General features: G+C 68.9%; 25 protein-coding genes. 9 read left to right on the top strand and 16 right to left on the bottom strand.

Features of this window, described 5'->3' with window-relative positions; genetic code table 11:
- Window positions 1-115: 115 nt before the first annotated feature.
- Genes ACIPVN_RS01280 through ACIPVN_RS01290 form a run of 3 tightly spaced genes read right to left on the bottom strand, consistent with a single transcriptional unit; the run spans window position 116 to window position 2,657 of the window.
- Window positions 116-784, bottom strand: coding sequence for a response regulator (locus ACIPVN_RS01280; protein WP_400438405.1), 669 nt, complete (start codon window positions 782-784; stop codon window positions 116-118).
- A complete protein-coding gene (locus ACIPVN_RS01285; protein WP_400438407.1) occupies window positions 781-2,034 on the bottom strand; it encodes a sensor histidine kinase in 1,254 nt (417 codons plus the stop codon). Before ACIPVN_RS01285 ends, ACIPVN_RS01280 begins: the two co-directional genes overlap by 4 nt.
- Before the next feature lie 5 nt (window positions 2,035-2,039).
- Entirely contained in the window at window positions 2,040-2,657 is a 618-nt protein-coding gene (locus ACIPVN_RS01290; protein WP_400438409.1) for a DedA family protein, read from the bottom strand.
- 162 nt (window positions 2,658-2,819) lie between these two features.
- Here ACIPVN_RS01290 and ACIPVN_RS01295 point away from each other — a divergent pair, with 162 nt between their 5' ends.
- A complete protein-coding gene (locus tag ACIPVN_RS01295) occupies window positions 2,820-4,418 on the top strand; it encodes an ABC-F family ATP-binding cassette domain-containing protein (protein WP_247622268.1) in 1,599 nt (532 codons plus the stop codon).
- A gap of 35 nt (window positions 4,419-4,453) precedes the next feature.
- The gene (locus tag ACIPVN_RS01300) at window positions 4,454-5,032 is read left to right on the top strand and encodes a pyridoxamine 5'-phosphate oxidase family protein (protein WP_400438412.1); all 579 of its coding nucleotides are present in this window, start codon (window positions 4,454-4,456) and stop codon (window positions 5,030-5,032) included.
- Between the two features lie 3 nt (window positions 5,033-5,035).
- On the opposite strand, the gene ACIPVN_RS01305 is transcribed toward ACIPVN_RS01300, so the two are convergent.
- The 4 genes from ACIPVN_RS01305 to ACIPVN_RS01320 are packed head-to-tail and all read right to left on the bottom strand — an operon-like array spanning window position 5,036 to window position 6,950.
- Window positions 5,036-5,845: an SURF1 family protein gene (locus ACIPVN_RS01305; protein WP_400438415.1), complete on the bottom strand. Its 810-nt coding sequence runs from the start codon at window positions 5,843-5,845 to the stop codon at window positions 5,036-5,038.
- Complete coding sequence (locus ACIPVN_RS01310) at window positions 5,842-6,036, bottom strand: hypothetical protein (RefSeq protein WP_400438417.1); 195 nt, start codon at window positions 6,034-6,036, stop codon at window positions 5,842-5,844. The genes ACIPVN_RS01305 and ACIPVN_RS01310 overlap by 4 nt, the downstream gene beginning before the upstream one ends.
- Window positions 6,033-6,383 (bottom strand): DUF3099 domain-containing protein, encoded by a 351-nt coding sequence (locus ACIPVN_RS01315; RefSeq protein ID WP_400438420.1) that lies wholly within the window; start codon window positions 6,381-6,383, stop codon window positions 6,033-6,035. Before ACIPVN_RS01315 ends, ACIPVN_RS01310 begins: the two co-directional genes overlap by 4 nt.
- Before the next feature lie 54 nt (window positions 6,384-6,437).
- Window positions 6,438-6,950, bottom strand: a complete 513-nt coding sequence (locus ACIPVN_RS01320; RefSeq protein WP_400438422.1) for a DUF4190 domain-containing protein — start codon at window positions 6,948-6,950, stop codon at window positions 6,438-6,440.
- 143 nt (window positions 6,951-7,093) lie between these two features.
- Between ACIPVN_RS01320 and ACIPVN_RS01325 the strand changes: the two genes are divergently transcribed.
- Complete coding sequence (locus ACIPVN_RS01325; RefSeq protein WP_400438425.1) at window positions 7,094-7,804, top strand: beta-ketoacyl-ACP reductase; 711 nt, start codon at window positions 7,094-7,096, stop codon at window positions 7,802-7,804.
- A 67-nt stretch (window positions 7,805-7,871) separates the two neighbouring features.
- On the opposite strand, the gene ACIPVN_RS01330 is transcribed toward ACIPVN_RS01325, so the two are convergent.
- From ACIPVN_RS01330 to glgC, 3 genes are all read right to left on the bottom strand, one after another.
- Window positions 7,872-8,570: an alpha/beta fold hydrolase gene (locus ACIPVN_RS01330; RefSeq protein WP_400438427.1), complete on the bottom strand. Its 699-nt coding sequence runs from the start codon at window positions 8,568-8,570 to the stop codon at window positions 7,872-7,874.
- A gap of 61 nt (window positions 8,571-8,631) precedes the next feature.
- A complete protein-coding gene (gene serB, locus ACIPVN_RS01335) occupies window positions 8,632-9,267 on the bottom strand; it encodes a phosphoserine phosphatase SerB (protein ID WP_400438430.1) in 636 nt (211 codons plus the stop codon).
- 47 nt (window positions 9,268-9,314) lie between these two features.
- Window positions 9,315-10,559, bottom strand: coding sequence for a glucose-1-phosphate adenylyltransferase (gene glgC, locus ACIPVN_RS01340; RefSeq protein WP_400438433.1), 1,245 nt, complete (start codon window positions 10,557-10,559; stop codon window positions 9,315-9,317).
- Window positions 10,560-10,605: 46 nt separating this feature from the next.
- Here glgC and glgA point away from each other — a divergent pair, with 46 nt between their 5' ends.
- The 3 genes from glgA to ACIPVN_RS01355 all read left to right on the top strand — a co-directional run bounded on the left by glgA (window position 10,606) and on the right by ACIPVN_RS01355 (window position 12,943).
- On the top strand, window positions 10,606-11,790 hold the full coding sequence (gene glgA / locus ACIPVN_RS01345; protein WP_400438436.1) for a glycogen synthase: 1,185 nt from the start codon (window positions 10,606-10,608) through the stop codon (window positions 11,788-11,790).
- A gap of 17 nt (window positions 11,791-11,807) precedes the next feature.
- A complete protein-coding gene (locus ACIPVN_RS01350) occupies window positions 11,808-12,593 on the top strand; it encodes an ABC transporter ATP-binding protein (protein ID WP_400438439.1) in 786 nt (261 codons plus the stop codon).
- Between the two features lie 92 nt (window positions 12,594-12,685).
- Window positions 12,686-12,943, top strand: a complete 258-nt coding sequence (locus tag ACIPVN_RS01355) for a type B 50S ribosomal protein L31 (RefSeq protein ID WP_021200734.1) — start codon at window positions 12,686-12,688, stop codon at window positions 12,941-12,943.
- A gap of 155 nt (window positions 12,944-13,098) precedes the next feature.
- Here ACIPVN_RS01355 and ACIPVN_RS01360 read toward each other — a convergent pair whose 3' ends face one another.
- The 3 genes from ACIPVN_RS01360 to ACIPVN_RS01370 are packed head-to-tail and all read right to left on the bottom strand — an operon-like array spanning window position 13,099 to window position 16,732.
- Entirely contained in the window at window positions 13,099-13,380 is a 282-nt protein-coding gene (locus ACIPVN_RS01360; protein ID WP_400438443.1) for a hypothetical protein, read from the bottom strand.
- Between the two features lie 55 nt (window positions 13,381-13,435).
- Window positions 13,436-14,683, bottom strand: coding sequence for an alpha/beta fold hydrolase (locus ACIPVN_RS01365; protein ID WP_400438446.1), 1,248 nt, complete (start codon window positions 14,681-14,683; stop codon window positions 13,436-13,438).
- A gap of 48 nt (window positions 14,684-14,731) precedes the next feature.
- Window positions 14,732-16,732 carry a DUF262 domain-containing protein gene (locus ACIPVN_RS01370; RefSeq protein WP_400438448.1) on the bottom strand — a complete coding sequence of 667 codons (2,001 nt, stop codon included), beginning with the start codon at window positions 16,730-16,732 and terminating at the stop codon, window positions 14,732-14,734.
- A gap of 175 nt (window positions 16,733-16,907) precedes the next feature.
- Between ACIPVN_RS01370 and ACIPVN_RS01375 the strand changes: the two genes are divergently transcribed.
- Entirely contained in the window at window positions 16,908-17,681 is a 774-nt protein-coding gene (locus tag ACIPVN_RS01375; protein ID WP_247622282.1) for a hypothetical protein, read from the top strand.
- 183 nt (window positions 17,682-17,864) lie between these two features.
- Entirely contained in the window at window positions 17,865-18,368 is a 504-nt protein-coding gene (locus ACIPVN_RS01380; protein ID WP_247622283.1) for a DUF3145 domain-containing protein, read from the top strand.
- 158 nt (window positions 18,369-18,526) lie between these two features.
- Here ACIPVN_RS01380 and ACIPVN_RS01385 read toward each other — a convergent pair whose 3' ends face one another.
- Window positions 18,527-19,930, bottom strand: a complete 1,404-nt coding sequence (locus tag ACIPVN_RS01385) for a PLP-dependent aminotransferase family protein (protein ID WP_400438454.1) — start codon at window positions 19,928-19,930, stop codon at window positions 18,527-18,529.
- Between the two features lie 96 nt (window positions 19,931-20,026).
- Between ACIPVN_RS01385 and ACIPVN_RS01390 the strand changes: the two genes are divergently transcribed.
- Window positions 20,027-20,701, top strand: a complete 675-nt coding sequence (locus tag ACIPVN_RS01390; protein WP_400438457.1) for a YitT family protein — start codon at window positions 20,027-20,029, stop codon at window positions 20,699-20,701.
- 67 nt (window positions 20,702-20,768) lie between these two features.
- On the opposite strand, the gene ACIPVN_RS01395 is transcribed toward ACIPVN_RS01390, so the two are convergent.
- Both ACIPVN_RS01395 and ACIPVN_RS01400 read right to left on the bottom strand, forming a co-directional pair.
- Entirely contained in the window at window positions 20,769-22,013 is a 1,245-nt protein-coding gene (locus ACIPVN_RS01395; protein ID WP_400438460.1) for a beta-ketoacyl-[acyl-carrier-protein] synthase family protein, read from the bottom strand.
- Between the two features lie 94 nt (window positions 22,014-22,107).
- Window positions 22,108-22,356: an acyl carrier protein gene (locus ACIPVN_RS01400; protein WP_017830435.1), complete on the bottom strand. Its 249-nt coding sequence runs from the start codon at window positions 22,354-22,356 to the stop codon at window positions 22,108-22,110.
- Between the last annotated feature and the right edge of the window lie 63 nt (window positions 22,357-22,419).

Consider the following 22,419-nt stretch of genomic DNA (forward strand, 5'->3'; position numbering starts at 1 on the left):
TCCTGGGGAACGGTCTTCCCGGAGGTTATGTACGCGGTGCGGCGGAGGACATCACCCCGCGGTGCCGTTCGACCCCGTACCGAGGGGTGAGGCGTGGACGGCGCGGTCGGGGGCGTCAGGACGGTTCGACGAGTCCGGCGTCGTACGCCAGGATCACCGCGTGCACACGGTCGCGGAGTCCGAGCTTCGCGAGCACCTTGCCGACGTGCGTCTTCACCGTCTGCTCGGCGATGAAGAGGTCGGCGGCGATCTCGCCGTTGGAGCGCCCACGGCCGATCAGCACGAGCACCTCGCGTTCGCGATCGGTGAGTTCCGCGAGGGCGGACGCCGCGCGAGGCGCGCGCGGGCGGCGTCCGGCGAACTGTGCGATCACCCGGCGGGTCACGCTCGGGGCGAGCAGCGCGTCGCCCCCGGCGACGACGCGCACCGCGTGCACCAGCTCCTCCGGGAGCGCATCCTTGAGCAGGAACCCGCTCGCCCCCGCCTCGAGAGCGTCGTAGACGTAGTCGTCGATGTCGAAGGTGGTGAGCATGAGGATGCGGGGCACATGCGCCGCGGGATACGAGGAGCCGAGGATGCGCCGGGTCGCCTCGATCCCGTCGAGGTCGGGCATCCGCACATCCATGAGGATGACGTCGGGGTCGAGCCGTGCGGCGAGCGACACGGCTTCGCTTCCCGTGGAAGCCTGACCAGTGACACGGATGCCGTCGTGCGCGTCGAGCAGCGCGGCGAAGCCTGCGCGCACCATGGCCTGGTCGTCGGCGATGAGGACGCTGATGGTCACGGGTTCTCCTTCGGAGGGGCGGATGCCGGGGACGGCGAATCGTCGCGCCCTCCGGTCAGGGGGAGTGCGGCGTCGACGACCCAGGCGCCGTCGGGAGCGGGGCCCGCCGAGAGACTGCCGCCGAGCACCTCGGCGCGCTCGCGCATTCCGCGCAGGCCGTGTCCGGCGCCGCGATCCTGCGCCTCCGCGGCGGCGGCGTTGCGCACGCGGATGCGGAGGGCGACGGCATCCGCCTGCAGCTGAACGGTCACCCCGTTGCCGGACGCATGCCGCACCGCATTGCTGAGGCTCTCCTGCACGATCCGGTAGGCCGCGATCTGGACGGCCGTGGGAGCGGATGTCGCGGAATCCATGCCCACGAGCGAGAGACCCGCGTCGACCCCGGCGCGGCGGATGGTCTCGACCAGCGAGGGGATGTCGTCGATGCCGTTCTGCGGGGCGAGTTCGACGGCCTGATCCTCGGTGCGCAGGACCCCGAGCATCCGTCGCATCTCGCTCAACGACGTGCGCGCGGTCGCGGCGATGTCATCGAACTCGGCCGCGGCGGTGTCGTCGATCGACGGCAGGCGGTATCGCGCCGTCGACGCCTGCACCTGGATGACCGACATGCTGTGTGCGATGACGTCGTGGAGTTCGCGGGCGATCCGGGTGCGTTCCTCGATCAGGGCGCGGCGCGACTCCTCGAGGGCGGAGTGCTCGCGCTCGCGCGTGAGCTCGACGCCGATGCGCAGGCGGCTGGCAATCAGCAGCGCGAGGAGGAAAGCGGCCACGGCGACGGACGCGGTGACGATGAGATCGGCCGTCGCGGTCGCCGCGACGTTCTCCGTCTCGATGATGTCGGGGCGCAGCAGCGGAGCGGTGAGCGAGGCGACGAGCGCGAGCACCAGGAGGAGGAGTCCCGGCCGTGCCCCGCGGATTCCGGTGACGAGGCCGACGAGGCCGACGAACGCGAGCGTGGCGGGAACGGACCACGGCCAGGGGGCGGTCGCAGCGAGGGCGGTGTCGGTGACGAGCGGGACGATGAGCACCGCCGCGCAGAACACGACGATCGCCGTGCGTGGGCGGGCGATCGAGAGGGGGAGGGCGCCGCACACCCCGGCGCCGAGCAGGAAGGCCAGTGCGGGCGGGGTTCCGTACAGGGCGGCGTGGACAGGGACGAACACCGAGTACAGGCCGACGGTCACCGTCCAGAGCCCGACGAGCGCGATCGTCCGCCGGGAGTGACGGGGAGCACGCCGGGCACGGGTCATGATCTTCATCCTGCCAGGTGGGCGGGCGCGCGCCGGCGGCGTCGGACCGCGGATACGCGGTCGAGCACGATACCGATCAGCAGGGCGATGACGATGCCGACGCCGGCGCTCAGGAGGGGCTGATCCTTGATCCAGCTGCCGGCGAGCAGACCGATCGCGAGGCTGAGCGCACTCCAGCTCGCCCCCGCGACGAGGCTGAGCGGCAGGAACCGCCGCCAGGGGAAGCGCAGGGCCCCGGCCGTCATGTTGACGGCCACACGTCCGACCGGGATGTAGCGCGCGCCGAGGATCAGAGCGGCGCTGCGGGTCTCGAGCGCGCGCTCGGCATGGTCGAACGCTGTGCGGACGCGCGGCCGCTGCATCCAGCCCGCGCGGGCGGTGCCGAGACGCCGACCGATGAGGAACGCGATGTTGTCGCCCAGTGTGGCGCCGATCGCAGCCACGACGCCGAGGAGGAGCAGGTTCGGCCCTCCACCCGAGACAGACGCAGCCGCGGCGGCGACGAGGACCGTCTCACTCGGTACGGGTGGGAAGAAGCCGTCGATCACCGTGACGGCGAAGAGCACGAGCACGAGCCACGGCGACGCCACGGCCTGGAGAATGAGGTCATTGATCACGTCCACTCTCGAACATTACGAATCGGGTGGGGGGACGGTCATCCCTCTGCGGTATCGACCGCGTCACACCGGGGAGTGATCTTCCTGGGCTGGCCGTACCGTCCGGGCGTTTATACTGGGAGGCTGGCCGCTCGGCCACCTTCCTCCCGAACGAACGGACATCCCGCTGTGCTTGCCGTGCACGAACTCGAGATCCGCGTGGGCGCTCGCCTCCTGATGGAGAACGTGTCGTTCCGCGTGGGCGACGGTGACAAGATCGGCCTCGTCGGCCGCAACGGAGCCGGTAAGACCACCCTCACCAAGGTGCTCGCCGGCGACGTTCTGCCCTCCGGCGGCAGCGTGACGCGTTCGGGGGAGCTCGGCTATCTGCCGCAGGACCCGCGCTCGGGCAACCCCGAGGACCTGGCGCGCACGCGCATCCTCGACGCCCGTGGTCTCGGCCAGCTCAATCTCGGAATGACCGAGGCGTCGCTCGCGATGGGATCGGACGACCCCGCCGTCGCCGCGAAGGCCATGAAGCGATACGCGGCGCTGACCGAGCAGTTCGAGGCGCAGGGCGGCTATGCCGCCGAGGCGCAGGCGGCATCCATCGCCCACAACCTCTCGCTTCCCGACCGCATCCTCGACCAGCCGCTGTCGACGCTGTCGGGTGGTCAGCGTCGTCGCATCGAACTCGCCCGCATCCTCTTCTCGGACGCCGAGACGATGATCCTCGACGAGCCGACCAACCACCTCGACGCCGACAGCGTGGTGTGGCTGCGCGAGTTCCTCAAGACCTACAAGGGCGGGCTGATCGTGATCAGCCACGACGTCGAACTGGTCGGTGAGACCGTCAACCGCGTGTTCTACCTCGATGCCAACCGCCAGGTCATCGACACGTACAACATGAACTGGAAGAACTACCTGCGCCAGCGCGTGGCCGACGAGGAGCGCCGCAAGAAGGAGCGCGCCAACGCCGAGAAGAAGGCGACGACGCTGCAGCTGCAGGCCGCTCGCTTCGGGGCGAAGGCGTCGAAGGCCGCCGCCGCGCACCAGATGGTCGCGCGCGCCGAGAAGCTCCTCGCCGGACTCGACGACGTGCGGCAGCAGGACAGGGTCGCGAAGCTGCGCTTCCCGAAGCCCGCGCCCTGCGGCAAGACACCCCTCATGGCGTCGGGGCTGTCGAAGTCGTACGGTTCGCTCGAGATCTTCACCGATGTCGACCTGGCGATCGATCGCGGTTCGAAGGTCGTCGTGCTCGGTCTCAACGGTGCCGGCAAGACGACGCTCCTGCGCATGCTCGCGGGCGTCGATCAGCCCGACACGGGACAGCTCGAGCCCGGCCACGGCCTCAAGGTCGGCTATTACGCGCAGGAGCACGAGAATCTCGATGTGAACCGCTCGGTGCTCGAGAACATGGTCTCGGCGGCGCCGCACATCACCGAGACGGAAGCACGCCGTGTGCTCGGTTCCTTCCTGTTCACCGGTGACGACGTGCTGAAGCCCGCGGGCGTGCTGTCCGGCGGCGAGAAGACCCGTCTCTCGCTCGCGACCCTCGTCGTGTCGTCGGCGAACCTGTTGCTCCTCGACGAGCCCACCAACAACCTCGACCCCGCCTCGCGAGAGGAGATCCTCGATGCCCTCGCGCACTACGAGGGTGCCGTCGTGCTGGTCTCGCACGACCCGGGGGCCGTGCAGTCGCTCAACCCCGAGCGCGTGCTCATCCTCCCGGACGGCGTGGAGGACATCTGGAACCAGGAGTACCAGGATCTGATCGAGCTCGCCTGACCCGAGAGCCAGGCATCGGTGGCATAGTCGAGAGCATGTCGACCCCGCCGAGCACGATGTCCTCCTGGTTGCGGGCGCAACCCTCCCTGATCGGCGTGGCGCCGGTGTGGGACGCGTCGCTGCTGCCGGATTCTCCGCTCGAGCTGTTCCGCGACTGGATCGGTGCGGCCGTGGATGCCGGGGTTTCCGAGCCCCACGTGGCGACACTGGCGACGCTCGACGCCGACGGCATCCCGGATGCGCGGGCGCTGATCCTCAAGGACGTCGACGAGCGGGGATGGGCATTCGCCGGTCCTCGAGCGTCACGCAAAGGAGATCAGCTGTCGGCGCATCCTGCCGCCGCTCTGAGCATCTGGTGGCAGCCCCTCGTGCGCGCGGTGCGCGTGCGCGGGCGGGTCGTCGAAGCCACGATGGAGGAGAGCGCCGCAGATCTCGCCGCGCGCTCGGCTGCGGCACGCGCGGGGCTCGAGCCCGGCGATTGGGTGCTGTGGCGCCTCGTGCCCGAGCGGATCGAGTTCTGGCAGGGCTCGTCGGATCGTCGGCACATCCGCGTCGTCTACGAGCGCGACGGCGGTGCGTGGATGCGCACGGATGCCGGGGCGGCGGGGAGTTGACCCTCAGCGAGCGTCGAGCAGTTCGTCCTCGACGTCGGCGTCCTTGTCGCGGCGACGTTTCTCCTTGACGGGGGTCGGTCGCCCCTCGACCTCCTCGCGGTGCTTCACGATCTCGGTGCGGATGATGTAGCCGATGAAGATGAAGCCCATGATCGCGAAGAGGATCCACTGGATCGCGTACGACAGATGCGGGCCGGGGTCGTCGGTGGGCGAGGTGAAGCCGCCGAGCGGGGCGCCCGCGGGGTCTTCGCCGATCAGCTGTCCGTACGCCGAGGTGATGACGTCGCCGTCGACGAGCCCCGCGATCGTCGGCAGGTTGATGGTCGCCACCTGCCCGTCGGGGGCACCGCGCCCGGAAGCCGGGACCTGCTCGCTCGGGCGGAGTCGCGCGACGACCTCGACGGTGCCGCGCGGGGCTTCGGGCACCGCATCCGGGGTGTCGCCGTCTCCCGGGGGGACCCAGCCGCGGTCGACGATGAACACGCGACCGTCGACGTCACGGAACGGCACGAGGACCTCGAAGGCACTGGTGCCGCCGTGCGGCCGATTGCGCACGAGCAGCTGTTGGTCGGAGAGATACTCGCCCCGGAGCAGGACCGGATGCCACTCGTCGCCGGGGTGGAGCACGTCGTCGTCGCCGATCAGGTCACCGAGCGGCACCGCGTAGGCATCGTAGTTCTGCTCGACCAGCTCGATCTGCTCGGCGCGGGACTCGTTCCTCTCGAACTGCCAGTTCGAGAGGAACGCGCAGGCGACCGCGAAGCCGATCGCGATGAGGACGTAGACCATCCAACGGGTCAGGCGCTTACTCACGCGGGTACTCCGTTTCGGACGGTCACCGGGAAGTCGCGGGCCGCCAGGTAGTCGTGCAGGTAGTCCACGTGCTCGTCGCACGCCAGCCAGACCTTCTCGCGGTCAGCGGCGTGGATGCGGGGATTGCGCCAGACGACCTGCTTCGTCGCCGCGCTCCGGCAGCCGGCGCGCGAGCAGAGGAGATCGCTCACGTGCGGTCCTGCGGCTTCTCGTGGATCGTGATGATGCCGGGAGCTTCCTCGATCGGTTCCGGGACGACGGCCGGGGACGCCTCGATCTCCTGCCGCGGGGATTCCGCCCCTGATTCGGTGCTGTCGCTCCCGGCATTCGCGAAGACCACGGCGATGTACGGGAGAACCGCGGCGGCCGCGGCGAAGATCCAGGTGTACCAGCCGTAGGGCTGCACGAAGACCATGAGGCCGAAGCACACGATGCGGATCGTCATCGTGATCGCATAGCGGCGCACGCGGTGATCGGACTCGGCTGCCGGCGACTGCGGCAGAGAGGTCACGGCGGGGACGGTGCGCTTGCGGTTCACGATGCCTCCAGCCTACGCCGGTGGGCGGGGGCGGGAGTGCTTTCGTGGGGGCGATCAGCTGTTGTAGAGGAAGGGGAGGGTGAACGCTCCGAACGCGAGGAGGCTGATGATCGAGACCGCGATCGTGAGCAGGCCGACGCCGAGCACGACGTACCCCAGGATGAGCCCGGCGAAGGCCATTCCGCGACCGCCGACGGTCGGGTCGTTCTTCGTCTTCTTCAGCGCCATGTGGCCGGTGATCACCGCGGCGATCGAGGCGAGCGCCGGGAGGAAGAGCCAACTGAACAGAAGGCTCACGATCCCGCAGACGAGCGAGGTGATCGCGAGTCCGCTGGTCGGACGCGGTGCCGGATAGACGGGATACGGGTTCTGCGCGTATCCGTACGGCTGGTGGGGGGCGCCGTAACCGGGTTGGACCGGCGGTTGCGGCTGTCCGTAGCCGGGGGCAGCCGGCGAACCGTAGACGGGAGCGGCTCCCGGGTACGCCTGGGTGAGCTGTACAGGAGAGGCGGGCGGCGGGGTGTACGGCGTTCCGCCGGCAGGAGGGGGAGTGGTGTTGTCGCTCACGCGGAGACCCTTTCGTCGAGATCAGGCTCCCAGTCCGCTGCGCGGGTGTCAAACGTCGCGCGCCCGATCCGGGGGAGCATCCTCGGTAGGATCGGTGTCGGTTCGGATGCCCGGATCGTCGTGAACAGCGGGAGTGAATGAACATGAGTGAGCAGCGCGTCGTCCTCGTCACCGGAGGCAACCGGGGCATCGGCCGATCGATCGCCGAGCGATTCGTGCGCGAGGGGTATCGAGTCGCCGTCACCGCGCGCAGCGGCGAGGGCCCCGATGGCACGCTCACGGTGCGCGCCGATGTGACGGATGCCGCCGCGATCGATGCCGCGTTCACCGAGGTCGAGGAGAAGCTCGGCCCGATCGAGATCGTCGTCGCGAACGCCGGCATCACCAAGGACACGCTGCTTCTGCGCATGAGCGAGGACGACTTCGACAGCGTCATCGCCACCAATCTGGGAGGCACGTTCCGCGTGGTCAAGCGCGCGTCGAAGGGGATGCTTCGCGCCCGTTTCGGCCGCGTCATCCTGATCTCGAGCGTCGTCGGGCTGTACGGCTCGGCCGGCCAGATCAACTACTCGGCCTCGAAGAGCGCCCTCGTCGGATTCGCACGATCGCTCACGCGCGAGCTCGGCGGACGCGGCATCACGGCCAACGTCGTCGCCCCCGGTTTCATCGAGACCGACATGACCGCCGAGCTGCCCGAAGACACGCAGAAGCAGTACAAGGCCAGCATCCCCGCGGGGCGGTTCGCGAGCCCCGATGAGGTGGCGGGCGTCGTGACGTGGCTCGCGGGTGACGATGCGGCGTACATCTCGGGCGCCGTCATCCCGGTCGACGGCGGCCTCGGGATGGGTCACTGACGCGCCTCTCGCGGACCTCACCTCGATTCTGAGCGGCCGTCACCCGCTGACCGCGCCTTGAGGGCGGTCAGCGGGTGACGGCCGCGAGGATCAGTTCGCCGAGACGCTGCGGTACCGAGAACTGCGGCCAGTGGCCGGAGCCGATTCGCACGACCTCGACGTCGTCGATCGCGCGGTATTCCTCGCCGTAGGGACCCCAGTCCGAGATCTCCGACTCGAGCGTCTCCTGGTCGATTCCGCCCATCAGCATCGTCACCGGTACCCGGAATCGCGCATCGCCCTCGAAGGCGATCTCATCGGTCGGCACGCGCGCGGGGACGCTCTTCGCCGTCGGAGCGGTGCGCGCACGCGTGTCGCCGTCGAGATCGAACACGTCCTCGTCGGGGAAGAAGTCCCACCCCGGGAACGGCACGACGCCGTCGATGACCTCGAACTCGCTGATGCCGTGCCCGGGCGGCGGCGGAACGGTGTCGACGAAGACCACACGGGAGAGGCGGTCGGCGCGGGCGTTCGCCGCGCCCCAGGCCACGTTCCCTCCGCCGCTGTGCCCGACGACGACCACCCGATCTCCGGGGAGCTCGTCGATCTTCTGCGACACGGCGTCGACCCAGTCGGCGATGCCGATGCCGACGGATTCGACGGCGGGTGCGCCGACGCCCGGCAGGGTCAGAGGGTGCACGCGATGACCCGCGCGCGCCAGCACGGGTGTCACGTCGTTCCAGCTCTCGGCATCGAGCCACAGGCCCGGGATGAGGATGATGTCCATGGGGCGACGTTAGCGCCGGCCTCCGACATCCGCGAGGGGTGGGGGGACCTCTCGGAACCGATCAGGGGAGAAGGGCGATGACCTCGGCGAGATCCTGAGGCCCGACCACCAGGCTCGCCGCGTCGCGCACCGCGGGCTTGGCGTTGAACGCGAGTCCGAGGCCGGCCACTGCCATCATCTTCAGGTCGTTCGCCCCGTCGCCGATCGCGATCGTCGCGTGCGGCACGACACCCAGCTCGGCGGCCCACGCCAGGAGCGACTCGGCCTTGGCCGCGGCGTCGACGATCGCACCGTCGACCTCTCCGGTCAGCGCCCCGTCGGCCACGCCGAGCCGATTGGCCCGCCAGCGATCGACGCCGAGCTTCGGAGCCACGTCGTCGAGGATCTCGTGGAATCCGCCGGACACGACGCCCACGACTCCACCGCGTGCGTGCACCGCGGCGGTCAACTCGCGGACGCCCGGTGTCGGCTCGATGCGCGCGAGGACGCGCGGGAAGGCGTCGACCGACACGCCGCGGAGCGCGGCGACACGGGTCCGCAGGCTCTCGGCGAAATCGACCTCGCCGCGCATCGCGGCCTCGGTCGCGGCCTGCACCTCGTCGCGGCGTCCCGCTTCATCGGCGAGCAACTCGATCACCTCGTTGCGGATGAGTGTGGAATCGGCATCGAGGACGACGAGGAAGCGTGCAGGGGTCACGACGTCGAGCCTACCGAGCGCGGCCGATCCCTCCGGACGGATGACGCTCAGCGCTCGATGTACAGCCCTTTTCCGACCACGGTGATGCCCGTCTCGGTGACCGTGAACCCGCGGGCGAGATCGCGCTCCCGATCGACGCCGACGGTCGCACCGTCGGCGAGGACCACGTTCTTGTCGAGGATCGCCCGATGGACGCGCGATCCCGCCCCGACGTGCACGTGGTCGAAGACGACGGAATCGGTGATCGTCGATCCGCCCCCGGCAAGAGTCCACGGGCCCACCACGCTGCGTTCGAGGTGCGTCCCCGACAGCACGGACCCGAGCGAGACGATCGAGTCGATCGCGTTGCCGATGCGGCCGACCGAGTCGCGCACGAACTTCGCGGGCGGCGAGTTCACCGTCTGCGAGTGGATCGGCCAGTCGGTGTTGTACAGGTTGAACACGGGCAGGGTCGAGATCAGGTCCATGTGCGCGTCGAAGAACGACTCGATCGTTCCGACGTCGCGCCAGTACGCGCGGTCGCGTGGCGAGGAACCGGGCACCTCGTTGCGCTTCATGTCGTAGACGCCGGCCTCGCCGCGTCCGACGAAGTAGGGGATGATGTCGCCGCCCATGTCGTGCCCGGAGGTCGGCGACTCGCCGTCGGTCTCGACGGCCGCTATCAGCGCGTCGGCGTCGAAGACGTAGTTGCCCATCGATGCGAGCACCTCATGCGGCGCGTCCGGGAGACCGGTCGCATCGGTGGGCTTCTCGAGGAACGCGCGGATGCGACCCTGATCCTCGGGTTCGGTGTCGATGACTCCGAACTGCGACGCGAGAGCGAGCGGCTGGCGGATGCCGGCGACGGTGGCCTTCGCGCCCGATGCGATGTGGGCGTCGATCATCTGCCGGAAGTCCATCCGGTAGACGTGGTCGGCGCCGATCACGACGACGATGTCGGGCTTCTCGTCGTTGAGGAGGTTCATGCTCTGCAGGATCGCGTCGGCGGAACCCGAGAACCACCGCTTCCCCAGTCGCTGCTGCGCCGGGACCGAGGTGACGTACGAGTCGAGGAGCGCCGACATGCGCCACGTCTGCGAGATGTGGCGGTCGAGGCTGTGCGACTTGTACTGCGTGAGCACGACGACCTGTCGCAGGCCCGAGTTGATGAGGTTCGAGATCGCGAAGTCGATCAATCGGTACTGTCCGCCGAAGGGCACCGCGGGTTTCGCGCGATCGGCCGTGAGCGGCATGAGTCGCTTGCCCTCGCCGCCGGCGAGGATGATGCCGAAGATCTTCTTAGGAGCGGACATGGCTCCACCTTAGGTGCGATCCGGCCCGCTGTACTAGCGTTCAGACATGCGAGTCGAAATGATCACGAAGGAGTATCCGCCGGAGATCTACGGCGGTGCCGGGGTGCATGTGGCCGAGCTGGTGGCCGCTCTTCGCGAGAGCATCGACGTCAGCGTCCGTGCCTTCGGCGCGCCGCGAGACGAGCGGGGGACTGCCGCGTACTCGACACCCCTCGAACTCGCCTCCGCGAACGCCGCGCTGCAGACCCTCGGAACGGATCTCGAGATCGTCGCTGCGATCGAGCGCGCCGACGTCGTGCACAGCCACACCTGGTACGCGAATTTCGCGGGACACCTCGCCGCCCAGCTGCACGGGATCCCGCACGTGCTCACCGCGCACAGCCTCGAGCCGCTGCGCCCGTGGAAGGCGGAGCAGCTCGGTGGCGGCTACGCCGTGTCGAGCGGCATCGAGAAGCTCGCCTACGAGAACGCCGCGGCTGTGATCGCCGTGAGCGCGGGAATGCGCGCGGACATCCTGCGCAGTTACCCCCAGGTCGACCCCGCGAAGGTCCGCGTGATCCACAACGGGATCGACGTCGAGCGCTGGCGCCCCGTGCAGAACCCGGAGTTCCTCGCATCGGTGGGTATGGACCCGGACCGACCCTCCGTGGTCTTCGTCGGACGCATCACCCGCCAGAAGGGACTTCCGTATCTGCTCCAGGCCGCGCGGCTGCTGCCGCCCGAGGTGCAGCTGATCCTCTGCGCCGGAGCGCCCGACACCCCCGAGATCATGGCCGAGGTGCAGGAGGGCGTGCGGCTGCTCCAGCAGACGCGTGACGGCGTGATCTGGATCGAGCGGATGCTGCCGCGCGACGAGCTCTCGGCGATCCTCACCGCGGCCACGACGTTCGTCTGCCCCTCGGTGTACGAACCGCTCGGCATCGTCAACCTCGAGGCCATGGCCTGCGGTGCGGCAGTGGTGGGCACCGCGACCGGAGGTATCCCCGAAGTGGTCGCCGACCGCGTGACGGGTCGCCTCGTGCCGATCGAGCAGGTGCAGGACGGAACCGGCACCCCGGTCGACCCCGATCGGTACGTCGCCGACCTCGCGGCCGTACTGACCGAGGTGGCCATGGATCCGGCGCAGGCCCGGGTCTACGGTGATGCCGGACGAGAGCGGGCCACCCGCGAGTTCAGCTGGTCGTCGATCGCCGACGCGACCCGCGCGCTCTACGCGGAGCTCACCGCCTGAGCCGATAGGCTGGTCGCATGCCGATCGCTCTGGATTTGACCGATGTCGTCGTGCGCCGCGACGGGCGAAACATCATCGACCACGTGACCTGGCAGGTCGCGCACGACCAGCGCTGGGTGGTCCTCGGGCCCAACGGCGCGGGCAAGACCACTCTGCTGCAGCTCGCCGACACGCTGATGCACCCGACCTCGGGAACCGTGACCGTGTTGGGTGAGACCCTCGGTCGCACCGACGTGTTCGAGGTGCGTCCGCGCATCGGTTTCGCCTCGTCGGCGATGGCCAAGCGCGTCCCGCGCGACGAGACCGTGCTCAACACCGTGCTGACCGCCGCCTACTCCGTACTCGGACGCTGGAACGAGGACTACGAGGACATCGACGAGCGCCGCGCGCTGCGCGTGCTGGGGGAGTGGAAGCTCGACCACCTCGCCGATCGCACCTTCGGCACGCTGAGCGACGGCGAGCAGAAACGTGTGCAGATCGCCCGCGCCGTGATGACCGACCCCGAGCTGCTCCTCCTCGACGAGCCGACGGCCTCGCTCGATCTCGGTTCGCGCGAGGAGCTCCTCGCCCTCCTCAGCGGTTACGCCTCCTCGCCGACGACTCCGGCCATGCTCATGGTCACGCACCACGTCGAGGAGATCCCGGTGGGCTTCACGCACGTCATGCTGCTTCGCGAGGGGCGGGTGGTCTCGGCCGGTCCGATCCGCGAGACTCTCACGGCCGAATCGCTCACCGAGGCGTTCGGCATGCCGATCACGCTCAGCAGCGAGGACGGACGCTACGCGGCTCGCGCGGCATCCTGATCCGTCATCTGATAAGATCGACCCTTGGTGCACTCTGCACCGCAGACTTCCCTCGTCCCTGGCACAATCCAGGGCAGCAACTAAGGAATCCCATGAAGACTGACATCCACCCCGAGTACAAGGCAGTCGTGTTCCGCGACCTCGGTTCGGGCGAGACCTTCCTCACCCGCTCCACCGTCTCGAGCGACAAGACCATCGAGCTGGACGGCGTGGAGTACCCCGTCATCGACGTCGAGATCTCCTCGGCCTCGCACCCGTTCTACACGGGTAAGCAGCGCATCATGGACTCGGCCGGCCGCGTCGAGAAGTTCAACCAGCGCTTCAAGGGCTTCGGCGGATCGTCCAAGTAAGGATCACCGCCTCGGAAGGCCCCGTTCTCCTCGGAGAGCGGGGCCTTCGTCGTTCTCCGAGGGTGTTCCTGCGGCCCTTCGACAGGCTCAGGGACCCAGAAGCACAAGCTCAGGGAGCCAGGAGCAGAGGCTCAGGGGCCAGGGGAGTGACGCGCTCAGATATCGATGCGGATGCGTCCGTCGCCGAGCGCGTCGGGCGGATCACCGGGCGAGGGAGCCGGCGCCGTGCGTTGAGTCTGACGATCGCGCTCCATGCCGGCCTCGTGCGCGGTCGGCGACCAGACAGCGTCGAACGCCCCGCCGAGTCCCGCCCCGGCGCTCTCGTACTTGGTGTCGATCGGCATCCGTGAGAACGCGAAGGCGACGAGCACGATGACGGCCGTACCGGCGAGCAGGAGCACGCCGACGAGCATGATCACCCCGATCGCCTCATCCATCTGTCCAGCCTAGGCGGGGCACCGCCGGTCGGCATCCGCCGAGCGACCGATATGCTCAGCGGATTCGTCGACCGTGCGCGAGGTCGATGAGACGGCTCAGCACGGGACCGGATCGCAGCCCGTTGTGCTCGTGCTCGCTGGTCTGCCACAGGTGCACGCCGGGCAGCAGCTTCGCGGTTTCGAGCGAGAACTCGTAGGGCACGTAGACGTCGTTCACGTAGACGGCGGCGGCGCCGGTCGCCTCGGACGCGGCGATCGCCGAGGCGTCGTACACCGAGGGCCACTCGAACTCGGCGAGCTCGAGGGCGACGTCCCGCCAGGGCTGGAAGGCCGGCACCGTCTCGGTCCACTCGCGGCGGATGTGCTCACCGGTGAACAGCGTCGGATCGTCGCGGAAGTCCGCGGGCTCGGTGCGCTCGGCGGACCATCGCGTGGCATGGCCGTCGGCGTAGCTGGACTCGTGGAACGCGAAGTAGAGCGGGTTGCGTCCGCCGTAGGGCATCGCATTCATGAGGTCGTATCGGAACGCGTTCTTCGTCGGATCCAGTTCGAGGAGAGACCACACCGTCTGCCATCCGGCATCCGTTCCGAGGGCAGAGCCGAAGGAACGCAGGCGCGAGACCGACACGATCTCGCCGTCGGGGAGCACGATGTCGCCGGCGGCCGCGCGATCGACCAGGCGCCGCATCGCGTCGCGGTGCTCGGGGAAGCGCCGATAATAGCGCTCCGAGGCATCGCGCATCTTGTCGTAGCAGAGGGCGTAGACGTCGTCGGGGTGGCGTCCGATCGCGCTCAACCCTCCCGTGATGAACACGTCGGTCAGCGAGTCGGCGTCGGTGGAGAGGTAGGCGAGGGTGGTGAAGCCGCCGAAGGACTGGCCGAGCACGCTCCACCGCTCGGCGCCGAGGTGCTGGCGCATCGCCTCGCAGTCGCGCACGATCGCGTCTGCCCGCAGGTGGGTGAGGTGTTCGGCGACGACCGAGGAACCGAGTGCGAGGTCGGCATCGGAGACGGGCGTCGAGCGCCCTGTGCCGCGCTGGTCGAGGAGCACGACCTGATAGTGCGCGAGTGCCTCGTCGAGCCAGGCCGGCGCGGTGGCCGCGTGGAACGGCCGGGGCGCCTCGCTGCCCGGGCCGCCCTGGAGGAACACCAGATAGGGGAGCGTCTCGCCGCCGGGACGTGAGACGACGGCGGCGAAGACGTCGATGGTGCGGCTGTCGGCGGGATCCCCCCAGACGAGGGGGACGGTGAGCGTGTGCTCTTCGACGGTCAGATCCAGCAGGCGGCGCACGACGGTAGTCACGTCTTCGATCCTATCGAGCAGAGGCCTGCGGCGAAGGTGCCGCCGGAACTACATCACGTTGCCGATGTAGGAGTACTTGACGAACACCTCGGCGGCGATTCCGGCCTCCTCGAGCACCCCCTGCACGGCGCTCATCATGTAGTTCGAGTCCCAGCCCATGTAGAGGTGGTGGCCGTCGGTGAGTTCGTCCCACTGGCCCTTCCAGGCCATGCCGTCGTAGATGGGCCCGCCGTGCGCCGCCGAGTACGAGAGGGCGGCGGCGCGGGTGTCGGTCCACGCGCGGCGCAGGACGCGGTTGAAGAGATGCTTGACGTCGTACACCTCCCACCGCTCGCCGCGGTACTCGACGTAGTCGAACTCGCGCTCCCATCCGGCGGGCCAGCCGCGACGCCGGACCGCGTCGAGGATCGGAGTCAGTCCGTCGTCGTCGATCTCGGGCAGGGCCGGCCGCGCCCAGATCTTCAGCAGATCGGCGGTGAGCCGTACGGTGCGGGCCGTGATCGCCGCAGTGTTCCACTGGTCGACGGCATCCAGTTCCCGAGTCGCGGCGACGGCGCTCCGGGCGTAGGCCTCGACGCGCTTCACCGGGAACGAGGCGCCGAAGACGCTCTCGGTGAGGTGCTGTTCGAGCAGCGTCAGGTTGCCCAGCGTGGGGGCGAGCGCGCGGTGGCTGTTCTGCTCGTCCTCGCTGTACTCGCTCCACGTGCGCGCGCCGTCTCCCGACCACGCGTCGCCGGGCACGGTGGGCACGACGTGCTCGACGTCGAATTCGAGGGGGTCCTCGACGCCCTCGAGCCGGCCCAGCACGTAGGCGGCGTAGGGGAGTTCGCTGTACTTCAGCACCGCGCTGACCCGCTCATCGGAGGGCGTGATGCGGGCGAATGCGCGGGCGAGAGCCTCCCGCCCTTGCGCGCGGGCGCGGCAGAGCCGGGCGACCAGACGCTCGTTGGGCAGGTTCACGAGGGTGCGGCGCAGGTAGAGCGCCTGGACCCATTCGAGCGTCTCGATGAGCTCGTCTCGAGCGATGACCCCGCGGGAGTGGTCGCTGTAGGCGCTGAGCACCAGGGGGTAGGCGGCTCGACCGAAGGTGTTCACGAACCGCAGCTGTCGGGCGATCTCCGGATCGCTCTCGAGCGAGGGGTCGAGGAGGATGCCGTAGATCTCGGCGTAGTGGCGCCAGACCTCGGCATCCGCCTGCAGCCGCTCCGCATCGACCCGGGGGAACGAGTGGCGGAAGGCGCTGTAGACACCGTGCTCCCCGTTCGCCGCGAGTTCGCGCCCGGTCGTCATCACGAGGTAGTGCCGCCAGAAGGCGCCGATCGTCTCACCCGTGTGGCGTTCGATCGGCAGCCAGAAGCGCGCCTCCACATCGAGCTGTTCGGCGTGGGTGAGTCCCATGAGGATGTAGTTGTGGATGAGCTCGTGGTCGCGCAGGGGCTCACCCGTCGAGTTGAGACTCTCGAAGATCTGCTGCGCGTTCGCCTGGGCGCCGAGCGTGATCGACACGTGCTCGAGCCGCTGCAGCCCCCGCCAGATGCGTGCGACCTCGTCGGCGTGCACCTGGCTGCGGAAGAACGCGTAATTGTCGTCGAAGCGGGATTCCCGGTCGGCGTCGTCGCGTCGATCGAGCACCACCGATTCGTACAACCCGGCCCAGGCGTCGTGCGGGCGGAGTTTGGTGCGGGAAGGATCGTCGGCGCGCACGAGAACCCTCTCGAGCTCGGCGGCGAGTTGCGGGTCGGTTCCCCGCACGCTGTGGTGCAGGGCGGCGATGAGGAGGGTCAGCGTCGTGATGCGCTGCTGCCCGTCGATGAGGATCAGGTCGTCGTCCGTCGCGCCGTCCTGCGCGGAGAGGATCGAGCCGATGAAGTGACGGTGGGATTCGTCGGCGTCTGCGACGGAGCGGATGTCGGAGAGCAGTCTCTCGCACCCGCCGATGTCCCAGCGGTACTGCCGCTGATAGACGGGGACGACGATGGTGGTCGACCCCGCCGCGAGCCACTCGATCGTGTTGACTGCTGTCGCCTCGACGTTGGTGGCGGTGCTCATTCTGGTGTCTCGTCCTCCCGTAGCGCGCGATGTCGAGGGTGAACCCGGCACCGTTTTCAGTCTATTCGGTTATTCACGGCCGCCTCCGAAGCGCACGCGGGCCTCGCTGTTAGGCTTGCCTTATCAGGGCCTGTTAAAACGTGCTGGCCCCCGATGAAAGGAACATGACTCGATCATGGGATACATCAAGTCCAAAGCGCTGGAGGAGAAGGGCTTCGTCGTCCTCGACAGCTACAACCAGGAGCTCGACCCCAAAGAGTGGCTGGACATCGAGTACAACGACTGGAAGTCCTCGGGTGACACGCGATTCGCGCCGCTCGCCAGCGCCTTCGGAGACATCGAGTGCAACGGCTTCTGGAACCACAAGCCGCCGCGCACCGACAAGGACGGCGTCTGGATCGATTCGCAGACCGCCAAGGCCCCGAACCTCACGCGCCGCGCGCAGGAGCCCGGTGCCAACGTCGGTCGCTGCCGGGTCATCGAATTGCAGCCGACCCCGTACGGCGACTGCCTCTACAACCTGCACCAGGATGACAACAACCGTCTGAACCCGGACGGCACGGGATGGGTGGTTCGCGGCTTCTTCAACCTCACCGACGACAAGGACAGCTACTTCGTCCTGCGCGAGAACCGCACCGATCCGAGCATCGAGTACCGCATCGCGCTTCCGGCCGGTGCTCAGCTCATCGTCGACACGCAGCGCCTGTGGCACGCGGCGACGCACAACGGCACCGAGCCGCGTTACTGCCTCATCACCTCGTGGACCTCGGGTCCCGAGCTCGACGCGTACATCGAGAAGTATCACGGCACCGATGACGTGCCCAACGTCGAGGTTCCCCAGGAGGTCCTCGAGCACGGCTACGCCGAGCAGGCCCGCAAGGACGCCGCGCGGGCCGCGTACTACGCCGCGAAGGGCCAGCAGGTCAAGCAGGCGATGAGCGAGGCCTGATCCTCTGCACCTCGGAGATGCGTCTCCACGAAAGGCCCCGGTCGTCGCGACCGGGGCCTTTCCCGTGGAATCACATGCTTGTGATTTCCAGGATCGTGGGCGAGAATGGGCGCATAACCGCATATCGTCGCTGATTTCAGTTCAGGTCGTTGGGGAAGACGCACCTGATGAAACGGAGAGATCATGGCGACGGCTTACGCACGCGGAGTGGTGTACATCCACTCGGCGCCTCGCGCGCTCTGCCCGCACCTCGAATGGGCGGTGGGTCGCGCTATCGGGCGTGCGGTGAACTTCGACTGGGCAGACCAGCCCGTGCTCGACGGCGCGCGCCGCGCCGAGTTCTACTGGGACGGTCCGGTGGGTACCGGTGCCGCTCTCGCGACCGCGATCCGCGGCTGGGAGCACCTGCGTTTCGAGGTGACCGAGGACCCGACTCCCCGCAGCGACGGCGGACGCTGGCTGCACACCCCGGACCTCGGCATCCACTACGCGCAGACGGATGCCGCCGGCAACATCGTCATCGGCGAGGATCGTATCCGGTACGCGATGGAGATCGCCGCCGGCAGCGCGCTCGAGCTCCAGCGCGAGCTCGATGTCGCTCTCGGCTCCGCGTGGGACGACGAGCTCGAGCCGTTCCGGCACGCGAGTGACGATGCCCGCGTCGTGTGGCTGCACAAGGTCGGCTGACGTGCCCGCCGACCGAGAGACCTGGAGCGCGGGAGGCGTGAGTATCGGATGCCGGTGACTCGTCCCGGACGCTGAGAAGACGTTCCCCGCTCCATAGACGAAGACCCCGCCCCTGTTCGCAGAGGCGGGGTCTTCGTCGTCGGGAGCGAGCGGTGCGGTCAGATCACCGCGGCGTGGCGGAGGTCGTCGCCGGGGGAGGCCGCCCCGCCCTGCACATGAGCCCAGGAATCGGCGACGCGCGACATCGCCTCGGCCGTTCGCTCCGGGGGCAGCGTGATGGGGATGCGCAGTCGGCGCTCGAGCACGCCTCCGGTGGTGAACCGGGGGCCGGGTGGCAGGATGAGCCGTCGCTCGCGCGCCGCGAGCGACAGCGCCGTCGAGACCGGCGCTTCGAGGTCGACCCAGGCCGAGAGACCGCCGGGCGTCGACGGCATCCGGATGCCGGGGAGCGCGGCGAGCCCGGCTTCGACCGCCGCGCGTCCTGCGCGCAAGCGCGTCCGTACGTGGGCGGAGAGCGCCGGCATGTCGGCGAGCAACTCGACGGCGATGCACTGCTCGAGCAGGGCGGTACCGAGCTCGAACGAAGGGCGCACCGCGAGCAGCCGCGAGATGACCGACCGTTCGGCGCGGATCCAGCCGATGCGCATGCCACCCCACGCGATCTTCGACATCGAGCCGACGGTCACGACGCGAGGGTCGTAGGCCGCCATCGGTGTGGGCGCCCACCCGCGGTCGATGTCGAGTTCCGTGGTCGTCTCGTCGACGATCAGCGTGGTCCCGGCGCTGCGCGCGGTGGCGACGAGTCGCGAGCGCTCGTCATCCGGCAGGGTCGCGCCCGTCGGGTTGTGGAAGTCGGGGATCAGGTAGGCGAGATGCGGACGCACGCTCAAGAGGGTCTCGGCGAGGTGCCGCGCGTCCCAGCCCTCGACGTCGACGGGCGTCGGCACCAGGCGGTAGCCGTGACGATGAAGTGCCTCGAGCGCGTGCGGGAACGTCGGTTGCTCGACGAGGGCACGTTCCCCGCGTCGTCCGACCGTCGCGAGAACCAGGTTGAGGGCGTTCAGAGCGCCGGAGGTGATCATGATCTCGTCGGGCGCCGTCTCGACGCCGCGTTCGGAGAAGCGAGCGGCGACGGCTTCGCGGAGCTCGGGGAGGCCGCGCAGCGAGTACCCGCTCGTGCCGCGCATCGCGGCGAGGCGCGGAAGGGAGCGCACGGTGGCGTCGTACAGGCCGGGGGTGGAATCCATCGAGGCGATCGACAGATCGATGGCCGAGTCGTCGTCGCTCGGGATCGTGACGATATCCGCGTGCGGAAGCGTGATGCGAGTGCTTCCGCCGTGCAGCCGGGCGACATAGCCCTCGCTCTCGAGGAGCCCGTACGCGCGGGTGATCGTCGATCGCGACCGTCGAAGTTCCAGCGCGAGTGCACGTTCGCTCGGTAGCCGCTCCCCGACGGTCAGGCGGCCGTCGAGCACGAGCGCGCGAATCTGGTCGGCGAGGGACGATGCCGTGGCGCCGGCGGCATTCTGCGCTCCGAGCTGTTCGACGAGTCGTGATCCCATGCTTCCAGCATGGCGCAGAAGTGGTCTGCTTTCTGCAGGCCACTTCCGGGGGAGTGGACTCGGGTTCCGAGCGTCATCGGCATCCACCATGGAGAGATGCACCTGCGCGCGATCTTCCTACCCATCACCGCCACGAGTCGGCGCGACCTCGTCGAACGCCTCGGGCAGCTCGTGCTCGGCCTCTTCCTCTACGGCGTGGCGCTCGGGTTCATGGTGCGTGGCGGGATCGGCGTCGCCCCCTGGGACGTCCTCGCCCTCGGCGTCGCGGGAAGTTCGGGCATCGGCTACGGCACCGTGACCGTGTTCGTCTCGATCGTCGTGCTGCTGCTGTGGATCCCTCTGCGGCAGCGGGTCGGCCTCGGCACGCTGCTGAACGCACTGATGGTCGGTCCCGCCGCAGACCTGACGCTGCTCGTGCTGCCTGCTCCTCCTCACGTCTGGATCGGGGCGCCGATGTTCGTCTTCGGTCTGTTGCTGCTCGCCTTCGCGACCGGGCTCTACATCGCCGCCGACTTCGGCCCGGGGCCGCGCGACGGACTCATGACCGGACTCGTGCGCCGAACCGGCGGGAAGGTGTGGATCGTGCGGACGCTGATCGAAGGGAGCGTCCTGCTGGTCGGGTTCCTGCTCGGCGGGCCGGTCGGCGTGGGCACGGTGCTCTTCGCCTTCGGCGTGGGTCCGCTGATCGGCTGGTTCCTGCCGCGGATCACCCGGATGCGCCTGGCACGGTCCCAGCAGCTCGCCGCCCCCGCGGCATCCGTGCCGAGCTGACATACGACAGTCGTAGACGAGAACGGCCCCCGGAGATCACTCCGGGGGCCGTTCTCGTGTCTGGGACTCAGTCGTTGTCGGCCCCTGCGAACACCGCAACAGCGTTGTGGCCGCCGAAGCCGAAGGAGTTGCTGATCGCGTACTGCGGACCGTCGCCGAGCGGCTGGGCCTCGCCGGAGAGGCGGAACGGCACGGCGGGGTCGGGCTCGGTCATGTTGATCGTGGGCGGCGCGACGCGGTCGCGGAGCGCGAGCAGTGCGAAGATCGCTTCGAGCGCGCCGGTGCCGCCGAGCAGGTGGCCGGTCGATGCCTTGGTCGCCGAGACGGGGATCTCGTCGATGCGATCGCCGAAGACCTTCTTGAGCGCGACGTACTCGTTCGGGTCGCCGACCGGGGTCGACGTCGCATGCGCGTTGATGTGCGTGACCTGATCGGCGGTGATGCCCGCCTCCTCGAGCGCCTGGGTGACGGCACGCGCCGCCCCCGTGCCCTCGGGGTCGTTGCCGGTGATGTGGTAGGCATCCGCCGTCACGCCGCCGCCGAGCACGTAGCCGTAGATCTTCGCCCCACGGGCTTTCGCGTGCTCCTCGGTCTCGAGGATGAGCGCGGCAGCGCCCTCGCCCATGACGAAACCGTCGCGGTCGATCGCGCCGGGTCGGGAGGCCGTGGCCGGGTCGTCATTGCGACGCGACAGAGCCTGTGCCGAGGCGAAGGAGGCCATCGTGATCGGGTGGATCGCCGACTCGGTGCCGCCGGCGATGACGACGTCGGCGAGCCCCTCCTGCAGGTGGTGGAAGGCGTGGATGATCGACTCGGTGCTCGAGGCGCAGGCGCTCACGACTGTCTGTGCGTAAGCGCGGGCGCCGAACTGGAGCGAGAGGTTGCCGGCCGCAGCGTTGGGCATGAGCATGGGGACCGTGAGCGGCATGACGCGGCGTGGTCCCTTCTCGCGGAGGGTGTCCCACGCGTCGAGAAGGGTCCAGAGCCCTCCGATGCCGGTGGCGAAGTCGATGCCGAGGCGCTCGGGGGCGACCTCGGGCGAGCCCGCGTCGGCCCAGGCCTCGCGGGCCGCGATCAGGGCGAACTGGGATGAGGGGTCGAGACGCTTGGCCTCGTGGCGAGGGAGGACTTCCTCGGGCCGCACGATCGCCTCGGCGGCGAAGGTGACGGGCAGCTCGTACTGGGCGACCCAGTCGTGCTCGAGTGCGCGGGTGCCGGAGGCCCCTGCGAGGAGGTTGGTCCAGTTGTCCGGGGCGGTCCCGCCGATGGCGGACGTGGCGCCGATGCCGGTGACGACGATGCGCTTGGTCATGGTGTGGTTCCTTGTCGGGCGGGATTCAGAGCGAGATGGGGGCAGGACGGAGGATGCCACGCCCCGATCGTGCGGGGGTGGCATCCCTCGTGGATTACTCCTGGCCCGCGACGATGAAGCTGACGGCGTCGCCGACGGTCTTCAGGTTCTTGACCTCGTCGTCGGGGATGGTGACGCCGAACTTCTCCTCGGCGTTGACGACGATCGTCATCATCGAGATCGAGTCGATGTCGAGGTCGTCGGTGAACGACTTCTCGAGAGCGACCTCGGAGGCGTTGATGCCGGTCTCGTCGGTGATGAGCTCTGCGAGGCCGGCGAGGACCTCATCGTTGGTGAAAGCCATGTGGTCTTCCTCTTTCTTGCGGGTTGTTTTCGGAACCGTGGAACAGTCTAGGGAACGACGGGC

It is taken from the genome of Microbacterium sp. NPDC090003, from assembly GCF_044748385.1.
In the GTDB taxonomy this organism is placed as follows: Bacteria; Actinomycetota; Actinomycetes; order Actinomycetales; family Microbacteriaceae; genus Microbacterium.